This window comes from Methanoculleus sp., from assembly GCF_035363275.1.
Taxonomy (GTDB): domain Archaea; phylum Halobacteriota; class Methanomicrobia; order Methanomicrobiales; family Methanoculleaceae; genus Methanoculleus.
Window position 1 is genome coordinate 1 of the sequence record NZ_DAOSET010000009.1, and the last position, 16169, is coordinate 16169.

Below are 16169 nucleotides of genomic sequence, written 5' to 3' on the forward strand. Positions count from 1 at the left end.
TCCGGTCGTCCTCTGAGGGGACTCCTATCTCGATCTCCCGGTCGAACCGGCCGGGCCGGCGGAGGGCGGGGTCGATGGCGTCGAGCCGGTTCGTGGCCCCGATCACCACGACCTGCCCCCGTTCCTCCAGTCCGTCCATCATCGTCAGGAGCTGGGCCACCACGCGCCGCTCGACCTCCCCGGTCACCTCTTCACGCCGGGGAGCGATCGAGTCGAGCTCGTCGATGAAGATGATGGCCGGCGCATGCTGCCGGGCGTCTTCAAAGACCTCACGGAGCCGCTGCTCGGATTCACCGTAGTACTTCGAGATCACTTCCGGCCCCGCGATCGAGATGAAGTGTGCCCCGCTCTCGCTTGCGACCGCCTTCGCGATCAGGGTCTTCCCGGTTCCCGGCGGGCCGTAGAGGAGGACGCCCTTCGGGGGCTCGATCCCGAGCTTCCGGAAGATCTCCGGATGGCGCATGGGGAGCTCGATCGTCTCGCGGACACGCTGCAGTTCGCCCTTCAGGCCGCCGATGTCCTCGTAACTGATCCTTTTGACGCCCTCAAACCCGGCCGCCGGCTTCTCGGAGAACTCGATCTTCGTGTTCTTGGTGATGATGACGGCGTTCTCCGGCTCGACCACCACGGCCTTGAACGCGACGAGCTGGGGCTGCATGAACGGGAGCCCCGCCTGGATCGGCACGGAATCGTTCTTGACGATCGGAAAGTCGATCAGTTTGTTGACGACGCTGCCGTAGTTGATGGGGAGCTGCTTGGGGAGGTCCTCTGGAGGTGCGAGCACCACCCGTTTCGCCTCGACCTCCTCGTCCAGCGTCTTTATCTTCACCCGGTCCCCGATGCTGGCGCCGGTGTTGAGCCGGGTAAAATTATCGATCCGGACCTTCCCCTGGTGCCAGTCGTTCACCATGGCACGCCAGACCTTGGCCACGGTGCGACGCTTTCCTTCGATAGCAACAAGGTCTCCGGGGCTGAGCCGGAGCTGCAGCATGGTGTCGGGGTCAAGCCGTGCCTTGCCCGCCCCCTGATCCTCCGGATAAGCGCTATCCACCTTCAAGTATATCTCGGGCATTACCTCTAGTTCTTATATTTCGGGGATTTATAAGTACTGGAGGCGCATGAACACACTTCTCTTCGACCCGTTCAACGGGGCCGCGGGCGACATGATCATCGGCTCTCTGCTCGATCTGGGGGCCGATGAAGGGCTTGTCCGGGCGGCAATGCGTTCCGTCGTCGGGGAACCGACAATAGAACGGGTAGACCGCTCCGGCATCCGGGCCGTCCGGGTGAGAGCGCATGCCCCGGTCGTTCATCGCACCCTCGACGAGGTGCTCGACCGGGTGGCCGAGAGCGACGCTCCTGCCCCTGCACGGGAGATGGCCCGGAGAGTATTTCTCCGGATACACCGGGCCGAGGAGAGTATCCACGGGCCCGGAGCGCATTTCCACGAGGTGGGTGCGGACGACGCCGTCGCCGACGTGGTGGGGGCCTGCACTGCCCTGTACTCCCTTTCCCCCGACGGGGTCGCCGTCCTCCCGGTCGCCCTCGGGAGAGGGTTTGCGGTCGGGGCACACGGCACCTTCCCCATCCCTGCCCCGGCGACCGTGGCGATCCTTGCCGCATCGGATCTCAAGACCGCCCCCGGCGAGGAGGAGCGGGAGCTCTGCACCCCCACGGGGGCCGCTCTCCTCGCCGAGTTCTCGACGGTCCGTCCGGAGGACCTCGGCCCCCGGACTATCCGGGCGGTCGGCTACGGGGCGGGGAGCAGGAACCCGCCGGGAAGGCCGAACGTCCTCCGGTCGATGCTTGTTGAGACGGAGGGTCGGGCTCACGGCGACCGGGTCGATATCCTCGAGACGAACGTCGACGACGTCACCGGGGAGGCCCTCGCCTACACGATCGGCCGCCTGATGGAGGAGGGGGCACGGGACGCAAGCGCTACTCCCGTCGTGATGAAGAAGGGGCGGAGTGGCCATCTTGTCCGGGTCGTCTGCCGCCCCGACGCGACCGACCGCCTCGTGGGCGTGATGGCCGCCGAACTCGGGACGCTTGGGATCCGGTGCCTGCCGATGGTTCATCGGGCGGTCGCCGAACGGACGATCGAACCGGTGACGGTGACGATCCGCGGCCGGGAGTACACGATCGACGTCAAGTGCGGCTGGTCGGGAGGGAAGATCACCTCGTTCAAGGCGGAGTACGAGCAGGCGGCGGCCTGTGCCCGGGATCTCGGGATCCCGCTCCGGGAGGTTGCCGGGACGGTCGAAGCGGCTGCACGAGCACGCTTCATCGAGCGGGGTGTGCTTGTGCCATGAAGCCGGAACGGGTCAGCACGGGGAGCCTGCCCCTCGACGACCTGCTGGGCGGCGGGCTTGAGCGGCGGACGATCACCCAGATCTACGGCGAGCCCGCGAGCGGCAAGAGCACGTTCTGCCTGATGGCGGTGGTGGCCTCTCTCAGGTCCGGAAACTCGGTCGTCTACATCGATACCGAAGGGTTCTCGGTGGAGCGGTTCACCCAGATCGCCGGGGAGAACGCCGGGGCGTTCGCCGACCGGCTCTACCTCTTCGAGCCGATCGATTTCGCCCAGCAGGGGGCGATGATAGCCGATGCGGAAGGACTGCTCCGGAAGAGGGACGGCGCCCCCGTCGATCTCCTGGTGATGGACTCAGCGACCGCCCTCTACCGAACCGAACTCGACCTCGGGCGGGAGGCGGTGCGGAAACTCTCGCACCATATGATCAAACTCCTCGGGCTTGCGAAGAAGTACGACATCCCGGTCCTGATCACCAACCAGATCTATATGGACGTGGAACGGGACCGGGTCGCGGGTCTTGGGGGGACGGCGCTTGAACATATCTCGAAGGCCATTATCAGGCTCGAAAAGAAGGATAGTGTCCGGCGGGCGATGCTCCGGAAGCACCGGTCCCGGCCGGAAGGGCTCTCGTTCGATTTTGTGATCATCGAAGACGGTATCAGAACGGTATAAAACCTTCAAAAACCATCTCGGCGGGGCCTTCCATGGTGACGGCCTCCCCGAAGCGGATGACGAGCGGGCCGCCTTTTGTCTCGACCCTCACCGCATTCCCGGCTTTGCCGAGATGACGGGCGACCGCGGCGGACGCGGTGGCGCCGGTGCCGCAGCTCTCGGTCTCGTCCTCGACGCCGCGCTCGAACGTCCGGATCCGGAGCGTGCCGTCGCCGGCAACCTCGACGAAGTTGACGTTCGCGCCCTCAAGGAAGGTGGGGTGGTTCCGGATCGCCGGGCCGGCGGTGGCGATGTCGACGGCGCCGATCTCATTGACGAAGACAACGGCGTGAGGAACGCCGGTATTCGCGGCGTAGACGGTGAAGTTGCGGATCTCCTCTTTATATTCGCCGTTTCCGGCAGCGGGGATGGCGCTCCGCTCGAACGCGGGCGTCGGCATGGTGATCGTCGCGGTGAACTCGTCGTCCGCGTAGCCCATCGTCACCGGGACGACCCCGGCCCCGGTCTCGATCGAGCAGGACTCTTTCACGTAGCCGGCGTCATAGGCGTACTTCGCGAGGCACCGGATGCCGTTTCCGCACATCGCGGCCTCGCTCTCGTCGGGCTGGAAGAGCCTCATCCGGGCATCGGCTTTATCGGACGCCTGAAGGAAGAGGATACCGTCGGCACCGATGCCGAACCTGCGGTCGCAGTAGAGTGCCGCGAACCCTCCCTTCATATCCTCGGGGATGGCTTCCTGTTCGAATTCGTCGATCAGAATAAAGTCGTTGCCGTTTCCCTGCAGTTTGGTAAACCCGAGCTCCATCTCCATAGTGTAGCCTCTCTATCGTAGGTATTGGGAGCGGCGGGTGATAAACCGTGGGGGTTCGTGGGGGGATGCGGCGCCGGGGATTATGGCTTCCTCACGTTGCACCGCATAGACGCATCCACCATGTGATATCCATTTGAGGGCCAAGGACCAGCTCCGGCGGAGAGGTGAATACCGTGAACTTCACTGGGATATCCTCGATCCCCATCTCCCTTGCCCGCGTATCAAGCATCGCATACACCGCTTCTATCGAGGAGACGTTCTCCGGCGGGGGCGGGCTGTTCCAGATGCTCTCACCCGGAGATACCCGTCAAGATCGTGGCCGAAACCGATGAGAGACCCGTTGGGGTAGAGGTAGCGTTCCCGTATCAGACTCTTTGTGGCGGCAGTGAAACTTGAAAGCGGTACGCCTTTGCCGCCCTTCGAGGACGGAAGCCCTCCGAGCGTGATGGTGACGGGCTCCTGCCTGTTCAGGCCGGCTTTGAGGTGCTCGATAATCTTCAGGCAAGTTCGTCTCCGGGAATAGATGGGGGCAGAGACGAGAATAGAATTGGTGTTTGTGCTATAAAATTCATAAAATCTGGAATACGACATTGAGGTATCAGAAAAGAGAAAATGTATGGCCCTTGCCCTGCTGTCGGCCATTACCTCCTTTGCCCGTGCCCCCGGTGTCGCCAACTGAAGGCGGGCACCCGGCTCGCCCTCCGGCGTCGGACGATCCGGTAACGATCCTGCGGCTGTGCGACAGCATCGGTCAGGGGGAGACTAACAGGCACCGGTTCTATCTCGGAAGCGGTGTCGCACATCCTGGGTGTACCCGGAGGGCTGAGCCTCAACCCGGATGTTGACATACGCCCTTCCGGGGAGTAGGCTCGGCACGTTCCGGACGATAGCAACGGGAAGACAAATAACAGGATTGATATCGACATTGACCCAGATAGCAATTATGTGGAACCAGGAGCCCGGACATTCGATGTATACGGCGAGCGGGTGCCGTTCCAGAGACCATACACCCTCAACATTTACCTGCGCTGGACCGGGCAGACTTTTCCGGCTGTTCACCCTCTCGATCCTCGTTCTGGTGCTGCTGGTAGCGGTTGCCGATGCCGCCGAATACACGGTCCGGCCATCGAGAAACGTCGGGCAAGAACCCGGCATGTCCGTATCCGGCGAGACGGTTCAGGAGCTCGACCCGATCCCGCTCTGGCTCGTCCTGCTACTGTGCGTGTTTCCCCAGTTGACGGCGGCCCCGATCGAGACCCTTCTCCCCCTGAAGGCCGTCGGCTACCTCGGGTACAAACGAATCTGCAGAAAGAATGTTCTGGACAGTCCGCGGAGGCTTGAGATTCTACGCTTCATCAAGGCAAACCCGGGGTTGCACTTCAGGGAATTGCTGAGGGAGATGTCGCTGACGAGAGGGACACTTGGTTACCATGTGGAAAGACTGGAGTCCGCAGGCCTGTTGAAGGCGATCAAGAGCAGGGGGAGATGCCATTATTTCGCCACAGGTTCGCCGTACTCTGCTGAAAAAGAGGCTTTTATCATTGCCATGGGTAATGACACTCTGCGAGGAATTATAACACGGATCCTCCTGAATCAGGGTGCATGCACCGAAGAACTCGCCGAAGAGTCCGGTCTGTCCAGAGCCACAGTCTATACGCACGTAAAATATCTGGAACACCTGGGTATCGTAACATCCGAGAGGGAGGGGCGGTATGTGCGGTATACTCTCACCGACGACTACTCTCGAATACTGACGGAGTATGCGCATAACCGCAGTTCCGGATCCGCAGGGATTCCGGCGGAACATGCTGTGTGAGTCAGTCTCGCGGGGATGACTGCTCTTTCCACCTGAAGAGTACGAGCGGTGTGTCCTCGTCGCAATGGATCTTTTACCCCCGATTGCCGGAATGCCCGGACGCTGCTACCGGCGCGCGGACGTGCGCCATCGGCCTGCAGCTGATATTCGGGGATAGTGCCGGAGTATCGGGCTCCTGCAGATGCAGGACGGATTGTATTCCCGGTCCGGAGCCCTCGAATGCCTGTTCGAGTCGATGATTGTCACAGAAAAGGTATAAAGAAGGACAACGACGTCTCGACTGGCGATACCCCCTGCGGTATCCCGCGGGGGCCGGGTGTCTCGATTGGCGTCGTGCCCCGACCCCCACAGCGTGCCCGGAGGGCAATAGTGCTGTTGGCTGCGATCAGGGATAGCCGTTACGGTTCCGTGGCCTTCCGGGTATGCATAAAGGAGGAACGAAAATGACACAGAAAAAAGGTCCTTATATCAGGCCTGTACTCATGGCCCTGCTTCTTGTGGCCATGGTTGCCGTGCCTGCGGTGAGTGCGTATCAGGCGACAGACTCCGCGACGTCGTATAAAGAGACGTCACCAACCCGAGTTCAGTATTCCGCTGAGACTCACGTGACGGAGCCTATGGATGAGATCTACATCCAGGCAAGCCTCCGGTATACTGATGGTTCTTCGCCACTCACGGAGGTCGCCATTACTCAAATACAGCCCTACTACAACGAGCGTCATGCCACGGCATCTGGATCGTATTCCAATCCCGCGCCGGGCAATTACCAGGCCCATGGTTACCGTGCGCTGGTCGAGAACGGTGTCGTATCGAAGAGCTGGTTTGACCAGAGCGGCTGGACCCAGGTGTGACAGCCTGTTCTCATGAATTTTGCCGTGGGGCCGTTGTTTCCCGTAAACTGCGGTCCCTTTGGCATCCCATTGGGCGTGAGCATATGAGCGGTGACAACCCATGCAAGTAACGGCGAGCACCCGACCGACCGGAGGCGGCCTGATGACTGTGGTACGCAAGGAGTTTGCCGACCACCTGACGAACCGGACGTTCCTCGTCCTCGCCGTCCTGCTCCTCGTGGTCTGCATCCTCCCGTTCCAGCAGGGCCTTGCCGGATATCGATACGCCCAGGAGGCGTACGCCGATCCCGTCATCGACGAATGGGGTTTTCACGAGCCTATGCTTGGCTTGCCGAACGCCGCCGACGTCTACTTCCCCCTCCCGGAGGCCATATCGACCGCCGGGGCGATCCTGGCGATCGCCATGGGGTTCGACCTCGTCTCGCGGGAGCGGCAGACCGGCTCGCTGAAGATGCTCCTCGTCCGGCCGATCTTCCGGGACGAGGTCATCACCGGCAAGGCGCTCGGAGGCCTCCTTGCCCTGACGATGGTCGTCGCCGCCGGGCTTGCCGTCTCGATGGCGGTCCTCTTCCTTGAAGGGATCGTGCCCGGCCCGGACGATCTGGTCTCGATCCTGCTTTTTTCGCTCGCAACGGTTGCGTTTCTGGCGTTCTACTTCGGCCTTGCCCTGGCAATCTCGACGGTGGTTCCGCGGACGGGGAAAGCCTTTTTGTATGCGCTGATTGCGTTCTTCGTCTTTTCAGCCGTAATTCCGGCGGCGGGAGAGGTTGCGAAGGACACCTTTGCCGGGGCTCATCCTCTCCCGGGAGCAAGCCCCGCCGAACGAGAGGAGTATCAGGCCCGGCTCGATCTGGTCGAGAGTGTCGTGACGGTCTTTTCTCCGCAGAGAAACTACAAACTGGTTGCAGCAAGCGCCCTTGAACCGCGGCTCACCGCCTATTCATTTCTCGGGGGTTCCTGGGTGTTTCTCCCCGACGACGGGAGCGCCCACCCGATGGACGCCCTCGCGCGGTTCTGGCAGAACGCGCTGGTGCTCTTTCTGGCGCCGCTCGCGCTCTTTGTGCTCGCCTATATAGCGTTCCAGAGGATGGATGTCCGGTGATGCCCCGATGAGAATCGATCTTTCCCGTGTCGCGATCATCGCGCGAAAGGAGTTTGCCGACCACCTCACCGACCGGACATTCCTCCTGGTGCTTGCGCTCTTCGGGATCCTGACCGTTCTTGCCCTGCATAACGGATTTGACAGTTACGCGAGTTCATTGCAGTGGTATGAACTTCAACTGGAGCAGATGAAGATCGCCCTCCCGCCTATACCGGCAAATTACTCCTCCCCTTTTATCCCGTCGGCCATGTACATCCTCCTGGCCCCCGGGGAGAATTTTCTCCTCTTCGGCCCGGTTCTCGCGATCGCCGTGGGGTTCGACCTCATCTCCGGGGAGCGGACGACCCGATCGCTCCGGATGCTCCTCGTCCGGCCGGTCTTCCGGGACGAGGTCATCACCGGCAAGGCCGTGGGCGGCGCCGCCGTGCTGGCGCTCGCATCCGCCGTGCCGTTCATCCTGGCGCTGGGCGCGATGCTCGCCGCCGGGTTCACCGTCACGCCTTACGCGGCGGTGATGGTAGCGCTCTTCTGGGGAGCCACGGTCCTCTACCTGCTGGCGTATTTTGCCGTCGCCGTCGTGTTCTCCGGGTTTACCGAAGACGGCGGCCGGGCGCTTGCCTGGGCGATGGCGGTCTTCATCCTCTTCTCGACGGTCGTTCCCGCCGCGGCCGGGTATGCCGCCGGTCTGGCCGCCGGCCCCCTCCCCGAACCGCTCCCGGAGGATGTCCTGCCGGAGGAGATGCAGAGCTACCTGGAGGAGGAGCAGAGCAGGTACTACGGGACGTACAACGGCGTCAGAGACGCATTCCTGGCGCTCAGCCCAAACAGCAACTACGAGACGATGTGTGATACAGTGGCGGAGGTTCTGGTTGACTATCACGGCGAGGACGCGGTGACTCACGCCCCCGGGGAACTGCTGGACCGGCTCTGGCAGAACATCGTTGCCCTCGTTGTGTTCCCGGCGATCTTCCTTGCCGTAGCCTATGTGCGGTTCATGCGGATCGATCTGCGATGACAATCGGATTCCGAGTGAAAAAATGGTAAATATCAAGCATTCTCCGATGGAGGGCCGGTTTATTCAGACGAACTGGTTTCGGTTGCCGGGGTTGAGATGCCCGGGTGACGGTGCAGCGATGCCGATGCAGACCTTCAGTCCGCGGCGGTGCAGGACTATTACGCTCTCGTCGCTCGCTGCCGGGGGTGGCTTTCCGTGACTTCAGGCTTGTTCGTCGTGCTGCAGAAAGAGTTTGTCGACCAGTTGACCAACTGACGCTTCCTCACCATATTTGCATTGTTTCTGATCATATCTGCGATCGGCGTACACGATGGGGCAGACCAGTACAACAATATGCTTGCATCGTACGCACAGCGGATGCAGTCCGTCTCTTCCGATACCCAGATACCGGGATATATGCCAGAAATACCCTCGCCCCTGATAATTTTTACAAAAATGACCGACTACTTTGTGATGTTTGGGGTATTCCTCGGCATCGCAATGGGATTTGACCTCATCTCAAAAGAAAAAGAGACACGATCGCTCAAAACCCTCCTTTCCCACCCGGTTTTCAGGGATGAGATTGTGAACGGAAAAGCAATCGCCAGCGCCCTGGTACTGGCGATCGCCCTCGGTGCGACGATAGCGGTATCGGTCGCCATTCTCCTTGTTATGGGTATCGTACCAACCGTCGACGAATTCTGTGCGATCCTGATGTTCACCGGTATATCCACGATGTTCGTCCTGACCTACTTCTCGCTTGCTCTCATGATGTCCACCGTCGCGCCGGACAGCGGAACAGCCCTCATATCCACCCTTGCAATCTTTCTGCTCCTCTCATCAGCCGTACCAATCTTAGGCTGGACGGCCGCCGAGATGATTGCCGGACCGCTCCCCGCTTCTCCTGTCGATGCCCAGGGCTCTCATTACATCTCTAAAAACATCGATTCCAGTGAATTTGAGCAGTATGAGCGAGAAATGCAGTCTTACTGGGAGGGACGGGCTGCCGCATCATCTCTGATCAATTTGCTCTCTCCGAACGTCAATTACCAAAAAACTGCACTTGCTGTCACCGATCCGAAGATTGCCGTGACAATGGACAACAACCCATACTCCTTCGTTGAAGGTCCTCCGGAGACACAACCCGGCCTGGATGAAATTCTCGGCAGGATCTGGGCAAATGTTGTTGCACTCATTGCTCTGCCGTGCGTATTCTTCTCTGCCGCGTATGTTACGTTCATGCGGATGGATATCCGGTGACGGTCGGGAGCGATCCAATCCTGAATGCGCGCAATCCGCCTGTAGCCGGCATCCGGGGGGAGAGACCGGAGCACCGGGCTCCGCTGCCGGCAGGCCCCCCTTTTCTTCCGATCCGGAGCCTTCGAATGCCCGGATGTGTAGCTGATCGTCACAGAAAAGGTATATGAGAGAACGTCGACGTCTCCATCGGTGATACCACGTGTGGTATCCCGCAGGGGCCGGGGACCTCGATCGGCGTCGTGTCCCGGCTCCCACCGCGTGCCCGGAGGGCAATGGTGCTGTTGGCTGCGATCGGGGATAGCCATTGCAGTTCCGCGGCCTCCGGGAGGAGCGTGAATAGAATTAGGTGAAACCATCATGAAACGGAACAAAATCTTCAGAACGTGCGCTGTTGCCGTCATCGGCCTGCTCCTGGTCTGCATGGCGGCGGTGCCGGTCGGCGCAGAGAATGATCTGCCCCATGTTATGCCTGTCGACGGAAACCTGACACGCGTCACTCCCGTAGATGTGGGCTTGACCCCCATCGTGTCCGTCGACGGGAACCTGACGCGCGTCATACCCGTCGACGGCGGTTCCCTCGTCATCGACGAGGGCGGAGGTGTCGACTGTACGGCAGACGCGGGGTCATGGTTCGTCGAGAACCATACGCCGGGATTGGTTTACCGGTTCATCGTGGAGTGCGAATACGTCGACACCAACAGTGCAATCGGAGGTACGGCCGAGTTCCGACTGGAAGGACCGGATGGCACGGTAGATGCGTGGACCATAGACGACACCCTGCTCCTCAACGACAACTGGAAGGGAACGCTTTCGGTGGACTTCATGCCTGAGGGTCCCGGTGCGTACCACTGGGAGACCGCGTGCAATAAAGGCGGAGAGAGCACTTCGTCGCGAGGAGATCTCGTCTTCCGGTAGGAGATCGTCCGGGTGAAAACGGATCATATAATCTCAGAAAAGCTCTCGGTGATGCCTCCTTTGGTTTCTCCAGAGGGTTGGCTCCCATACGAGCAGTAATCAAATGAGCAGCAGGTAACATCATGGCTGGCATAAACCCGTTGACCGCCGCCCTCATAATCCTGGCATTCATCGCTGGAATCGGGGCTGGCTATCTCCTTCCAACGCAGAATGAGCCCGCAGCAGCAGGGGCTGCAGGCATATGCCCGGCAGAGATCACGTCTCTCGACGCATTGACCGTGGCGCTTCACGATCCGGAGGTCGTCGAACTACTGGACAACAAGAGCATCGATACGATCACGTTCTCAAAAGGTTCCTATCCCGAGAGGGACACAAACTACACCCAGCTCGTCTTCCGTCCCCTGGACCCGGACCCTGACGACCGTGAGACCTCTTCGATGATTGTGGTGAAGATCAACGACTCCTGCATGGTCTACTCCGTCTACGAGACGTATCCGTCGTATATTCCCGAGGCTCCCCCCGGGACATAAGGAGGCCTCACATGAAACAAAATTCCCGCACCCTGACCTTGCTCATCGCCGTCGTCCTCTTCGTTGCCTACCTGATCTACTGGGTCCTCCGCATGAGCTCGCTTCCCCTCATCGCCGACGCCGTGCTTGCTGGCGGCGTCATCGCCGCTGTGGCCCTGGGAATCATTGCGCTCGGGAGGGGGACGGCGGTTCAGCGGCTCGCGGCCTCGGTCGTCATCGGGGTGATCCTCTGCGGCCTGATCTTTCTCGGCCTGAACGTCTGGGCCGGGTGGTACGAACACCGTCCTGGCCTTGTCGGCTACGAAGTCACGGTAGACGGCCTTGAAGGGCGAACCGAGGGGCTTGTGACGACGATCCTCGTTCCCCTCCCCGTGCAGGACGGGGAGGTGATCATCCCGGCATCCAGACTTGAAGGCCGGACGTTCGACGGCTGGACGACGACGATCGTCGGGACACGGGACGGGAATATGCTTGCGTTCCAGAACCGGAACAACACCCTGACCGATATCCAGGCCCGCTTCACGCGTGACGAGGAGACTATAGAAGGGACGAAACGCTCCCCGGTGGAACACCTCTCGCCGGTCGTCGAGAGGAGCGCGGATGACCGGTATGTAACGGTCATCTTCGTTGACGAGGGCATCGGCCCACCCGGAGAACTGACGGTCTCCCTCACGCTGACGGCCGGGTGCGGCCTCTTCCACGGGATGGCGCAGGAGACCTACCGGACAGAAGTGAGGGAGACTGTCCCCGCCGGGACGAGTGGGCGGATCGTCGTTGATGCAACGGTCGAGAAGGTACGTTGACCGCCCGGGCCGTGAGCGGGGATAGGCGTGTCTTCAGGCTGTGGGGGATTTTCTCCGGGCACCGGGGTGATCCCGGTGAGGGCGCAGGTGGCAGGGTTTGGGGATGTGTGGCGGCGGTTGCAGGCGCCCGTTGAGGTCATTCTGTGCCTGGGTTCTGGAGAAAACCGGTGCCTTACCTCTCGATAGCAGGACCAAATGGATTCTCCCGACCACGAGGGCCGGGTTGAGCAGGAGAGGGGCGTCGTTGAGAGGTCAATAGAGCCGGAGTACGTTAATATTTTAATATTATGACTATTTCAGCCTTGACAGGACTTAATTTCAACTCTCTGAACCCCCACAAACTCTCGCAGTTCATCCGGTTCGGGTGATTCATTGACTTCAAGGAATAACGAAATTGCCTCGTCAAGTCGTCTTATTAATTCTTCATAAGTCCTTGCCTGTGTAAAACACCCCGGAAGCGAGGGAATCGAGGCATAGTAGTAACCATCCTCGTCTTTCTCTATGAGGCAATTGACTTTCATACCAATTTTATCATATTGTTTTGTGGAATAATATATCTCGTGACGTTCAGTGTTACTGAAAAATTGGTTCTATGATCCCCACCTCACCGCAGCTCCTCGATCTTCCACCCCAGGTAATCCCGTATCACCGTGAACGCGAGCCCCGGCGGGATCGCCCCCTGCTCGGTGACGATCAGGTCGACATACTCCGCGGGCGTCACGTCGAAGGCCGGGTTCCTGACCCGGACGAACGGAAGTCTCTCCACTTCTTCACGGGGGAGCACTTCATAGGGGTCCCGCTCCTCGATCTCGATCAGTTCGCCGAGGATCGTCCTTGGCGCAAACTTGTAGGTCTCCGCCGCCACGATGACGTTCGTCCGCGCCTCGTGTGCTGCGTGCGCAATCTGGGCGGTCCCGATCTTGTTCACCACCGCGCCGTTCACCGCGATCGCGTCGGCACCGACGACGACCAGGTCGACGTCATTGATGAAGTAGCGGACCGCCGAGTCGACAATATAGTTTGTGCGGATCCCGGCATCGTTTAAGGTCCTGATGGTGATGAGACCCTGGCCCCGGGGCCGGACCTCCGTCGCGTAGACCTCGATCTCCTTGCCCTGCCGGTGGGCCTCGAGGATGCACGAAAGCGCCGCCTCGGAGTTGCAGTGGGTCATAAGGACGTCGCCGTCGGAGATGTGGCGTGCCCCAATCTCCGCTATCCGCTCGATGGCGTGCTCCGAGTGGTCGACGAACTCCGCTGCTCGCGCAAGAACCGCGTCCCGTCCGGCCTCCACGGACTCGAACGAATCGAGAGCCCGCATCACGGAGCGCACCGCGTTCGGGAGCGAGACGGCAGTAGGGCGAGTCGCTGTGAGGATATCGGCCGCTCTCTGCATCTCCTGCTTGAAGGTCTCTGGGTCGGATACGTCAAGATTCCGGGCATAATCGGCCAGTGATTCTACCGCCGCCCGGGCGATCCTGCCGGCGCCCCGGATCTCCATATTCTTTATGCTTGCTGCCGTCTTACTCAGTACCATAGGTCTTCATTGAAGAGACGACCAGAGACTACATAGATTTATTGACGTGAGAACACATGTCGGTTGCCGTTGTTTTCGATAGTGCAGGCACACTTCTCCGGACCTACCGCGTGGCGCGGGATCTCCTCCACGATGAGATGTTGACTGAGGTCGAGACCACGACCATCACCTTTGGGGTTGAGGCGAGGGTGCTCGTCGTCCTCCACCTCCACTCCCGGGATGTCATGGAGGCGCCGGAGGACCGGCTCCTCTCGGAGTTCTTCCTCGAACGGTCGGTCGGGTTCGGGGTGGCCTGCTCGCGGCGGGTCATCCCCGCCGAGGAGGTTGCAGATATCCTTTATACCGACAGGCGTGCCCGCATCGGCGACCTGCAGGCCTGCATTCGAAAGGTCTGGAGTTGCTGCAAGAGAGAGTCGATCGTCACCATGAACAGCGGCGTCATCCTGAACATGGACCTCTCCTGCATCGAGTTCACCGTGACCACCGGCGGGAGACCTTTTAGCGGTGCGAGAGAGGCCATCAGCGAACTGCACCGTATGGGCGTCCCCGCATACATAGCATCCGGGGACCGCGTGACGAAACTCGAACGGATGGGGGACTACCTCGGCATCCCCAGAGAACGGGTCTACGGCGTCGCGACCCCCTCGATGAAGGCCCGGATCGTGGAAGACCTCAAAGAGCAGTACAACAAGGTTGTTATGGTTGGCGATGCCATCAACGATCTCCATGCCTTCCGGAAGGCGGACCTTGCACTGCTGACCGAACAGCAGTCCGATCACAAACCGGATATACTCTATACCACCGCAGACCGGGTGATCCGCAACGTCAGCGAGGTGCCCGGTATCGTGGCGGAACTTCTCGTGGAAACCACGGAGAGCGGGAAAAGTGCAACAATATAAACCCTAATATGATACCACGAGAAGATTAGATTAACGAGGAACTCGAGATGACCCCACTCATTACGGTAAAGAACCTCTGCATGGAGTTCAACGGGACTGTTGTACTCAAAGATATACATTTTGAGGTAGCGGAGGGAGAGACAGTCGGCATAATCGGGAGAAGCGGGGCCGGCAAGACCGTTCTTATGCACCTTATGCGGGGCGTGGACCAGCCCCCGACACAGGGATCGATCATCTATCATATCGTCGCCTGTGGTGCGTGCGATTATGTCGGCGTCCCGAGCGAGGGAGGGAAGCCGTGCCCCGTCTGTGGCGGCGAACTCAAAGCCATGGACGTCGATTTCTGGGCGGATGAGAGCGCGGCGATAAAACGACGGATCATGCGAAGGACCGCTATCATGTTCCAGCGGACGTTCGCCCTCTACGGCGACGACCGGGTGATCGAGAACATCCTGCGGGCGCTCGACGACATCGGCTATCCGGCGGAGAAGGCGGTCAGCAGGGCCGCCGACCTCATCGACCAGGTCAGGCTCTCCCACCGGATGATGCACATCGCCCGCGACCTCTCCGGCGGCGAGAAGCAGCGGGTGGTGCTCGCCCGGCAGCTCGCCAAGAACCCGTTCATGCTCTTTGCGGACGAACCGACCGGGACGCTCGATCCGGAGACCGCCACGCTCGTTCACCGGATGCTCATCGAGAGTGCTGAGAAAAACGACATGGCAATGGTAATCACGTCGCATTTCTCAAACGTCATCAAGGACGTCGTGGACCGGGCAATCCTCCTTGAGGACGGGGAGATCAAGGAGATCGGGGCCCCGGAGGAGGTCATTCACCGGTTCATGGAGGACTACAGCGACACCGAGCAGCACGAGACTGCGGAGGTCGGCGAGAAGATCCTGGTCGCCCGGGACGTGATCAAGCGTTACCTCTCGGTTGACCGGGGCATGGTCCGGGCGGTCAACGGCGTCTCCTTCGAAGTCGCCGAACAGGAGATATTTGGGATCATCGGCAAGAGCGGTGCGGGTAAGACGACCCTTTCAAGGATTATATCCGGGATCCTCGAGCCCACCAGCGGCGAGATGAACATCCGGATCGGGGACGACTGGATCGATATGACGAAACCCGGCATTGAGCACCGCGGACGGGCGAAAGGCTACATCGGCCTTCTCCACCAGGAGTACGACCTCTACCCGCACAGGACGGTGCTCGACAACCTCACCGACGCCATCGGCCTCGAGTTCCCCAAAGAACTTGCGATGAGGAAGGCGATCATCACCCTCGGGATGGCCGGGTTTACCCCCGAGAAGAGCCGGGAGATCCTGGACCGCTACCCAAGTCAGCTCTCCGAGGGCGAGAAGCATCGGGTGGCGCTTGCCCAGGTTCTCATCCGCGAGCCCCTTATTGTCGTCCTCGACGAGCCGACCGGCACGATGGATCCCATCACGAAGATCGATGTGAAGCACTCGATCCTCCACTCGCGTGAGGAGATGGACGAAACGTTCATCGTGGTCTCACACGACATGGAGTTCGTGCGCGATGTCTGCGACCGGGTCGCCCTCATGCGGGGTGGCAAGATCATCAAGATGGGTCCGACGGAGGAGGTGCTTGCTCACCTCACCGAGGACGAACGACGCGTGATGGGGGCAGGCGCCCCCTGAGGTGTGAAGG

At 60.5% G+C, this 16169-nt stretch carries 17 protein-coding genes; 12 read left to right on the top strand and 5 right to left on the bottom strand.

All coding sequences use genetic code 11. The features are described from left to right. A partial coding sequence (locus PLN84_RS02930) for an AAA family ATPase (protein ID WP_348531896.1) occupies positions 1-1072 on the bottom strand: 1072 nt, incomplete at its 3' end. Between the two features lie 46 nt (positions 1073-1118). Here PLN84_RS02930 and larC point away from each other — a divergent pair. Continuing rightward, positions 1119-2312, top strand: coding sequence for a nickel pincer cofactor biosynthesis protein LarC (gene larC, locus PLN84_RS02935; RefSeq protein WP_292558585.1), 1194 nt, complete (start codon positions 1119-1121; stop codon positions 2310-2312). Beyond that, positions 2309-2986, top strand: coding sequence for a DNA repair and recombination protein RadB (radB, locus tag PLN84_RS02940; RefSeq protein WP_292558584.1), 678 nt, complete (start codon positions 2309-2311; stop codon positions 2984-2986). Before larC ends, radB begins: the two co-directional genes overlap by 4 nt. Here radB and dapF read toward each other — a convergent pair. Both dapF and PLN84_RS02950 read right to left on the bottom strand, forming a co-directional pair. Continuing rightward, the gene (dapF, locus tag PLN84_RS02945; protein WP_292386659.1) at positions 2973-3791 is read right to left on the bottom strand and encodes a diaminopimelate epimerase; all 819 of its coding nucleotides are present in this window, start codon (positions 3789-3791) and stop codon (positions 2973-2975) included. The genes radB and dapF overlap by 14 nt on opposite strands. 249 nt (positions 3792-4040) lie before the next feature. Next, positions 4041-4439, bottom strand: coding sequence for a hypothetical protein (locus PLN84_RS02950; protein ID WP_299954023.1), 399 nt, complete (start codon positions 4437-4439; stop codon positions 4041-4043). A 301-nt stretch (positions 4440-4740) separates the two neighbouring features. On the opposite strand from PLN84_RS02950, the gene PLN84_RS02955 reads away from it, so the two are divergent. The 8 genes from PLN84_RS02955 to PLN84_RS02990 all read left to right on the top strand — a co-directional run bounded on the left by PLN84_RS02955 (position 4741) and on the right by PLN84_RS02990 (position 12068). Beyond that, positions 4741-5613, top strand: coding sequence for a winged helix-turn-helix transcriptional regulator (locus PLN84_RS02955; protein WP_292558582.1), 873 nt, complete (start codon positions 4741-4743; stop codon positions 5611-5613). Positions 5614-6230: 617 nt separating this feature from the next. Continuing rightward, positions 6231-6464, top strand: a complete 234-nt coding sequence (locus PLN84_RS02960) for a hypothetical protein (protein ID WP_292386377.1) — start codon at positions 6231-6233, stop codon at positions 6462-6464. Positions 6465-6606: 142 nt separating this feature from the next. Further along, complete coding sequence (locus tag PLN84_RS02965) at positions 6607-7566, top strand: ABC transporter permease subunit (RefSeq protein ID WP_292386378.1); 960 nt, start codon at positions 6607-6609, stop codon at positions 7564-7566. Between the two features lie 7 nt (positions 7567-7573). Beyond that, a complete protein-coding gene (locus tag PLN84_RS02970; protein ID WP_348531897.1) occupies positions 7574-8581 on the top strand; it encodes an ABC transporter permease subunit in 1008 nt (335 codons plus the stop codon). A gap of 276 nt (positions 8582-8857) precedes the next feature. Continuing rightward, positions 8858-9820, top strand: coding sequence for an ABC transporter permease subunit (locus PLN84_RS02975; protein WP_348531898.1), 963 nt, complete (start codon positions 8858-8860; stop codon positions 9818-9820). Positions 9821-10177: 357 nt separating this feature from the next. Continuing rightward, a complete protein-coding gene (locus PLN84_RS02980) occupies positions 10178-10735 on the top strand; it encodes a hypothetical protein (RefSeq protein WP_292386380.1) in 558 nt (185 codons plus the stop codon). A gap of 122 nt (positions 10736-10857) precedes the next feature. Next, positions 10858-11265: a hypothetical protein gene (locus PLN84_RS02985; RefSeq protein ID WP_292386381.1), complete on the top strand. Its 408-nt coding sequence runs from the start codon at positions 10858-10860 to the stop codon at positions 11263-11265. An 11-nt stretch (positions 11266-11276) separates the two neighbouring features. Next, the gene (locus PLN84_RS02990; protein WP_292561573.1) at positions 11277-12068 is read left to right on the top strand and encodes a hypothetical protein; all 792 of its coding nucleotides are present in this window, start codon (positions 11277-11279) and stop codon (positions 12066-12068) included. A gap of 296 nt (positions 12069-12364) precedes the next feature. On the opposite strand, the gene PLN84_RS02995 is transcribed toward PLN84_RS02990, so the two are convergent. Continuing rightward, positions 12365-12589: a type II toxin-antitoxin system HicB family antitoxin gene (locus PLN84_RS02995; RefSeq protein ID WP_292386383.1), complete on the bottom strand. Its 225-nt coding sequence runs from the start codon at positions 12587-12589 to the stop codon at positions 12365-12367. Between the two features lie 83 nt (positions 12590-12672). Further along, entirely contained in the window at positions 12673-13602 is a 930-nt protein-coding gene (locus PLN84_RS03000; protein WP_292386384.1) for a ribose 1,5-bisphosphate isomerase, read from the bottom strand. A 56-nt stretch (positions 13603-13658) separates the two neighbouring features. Between PLN84_RS03000 and PLN84_RS03005 the strand changes: the two genes are divergently transcribed. Further along, complete coding sequence (locus tag PLN84_RS03005; protein WP_292386385.1) at positions 13659-14501, top strand: HAD family hydrolase; 843 nt, start codon at positions 13659-13661, stop codon at positions 14499-14501. 47 nt (positions 14502-14548) lie between these two features. Next, complete coding sequence (atwA, locus tag PLN84_RS03010) at positions 14549-16159, top strand: methyl coenzyme M reductase system, component A2 (RefSeq protein WP_292386386.1); 1611 nt, start codon at positions 14549-14551, stop codon at positions 16157-16159. Positions 16160-16169: the final 10 nt, after the last annotated feature.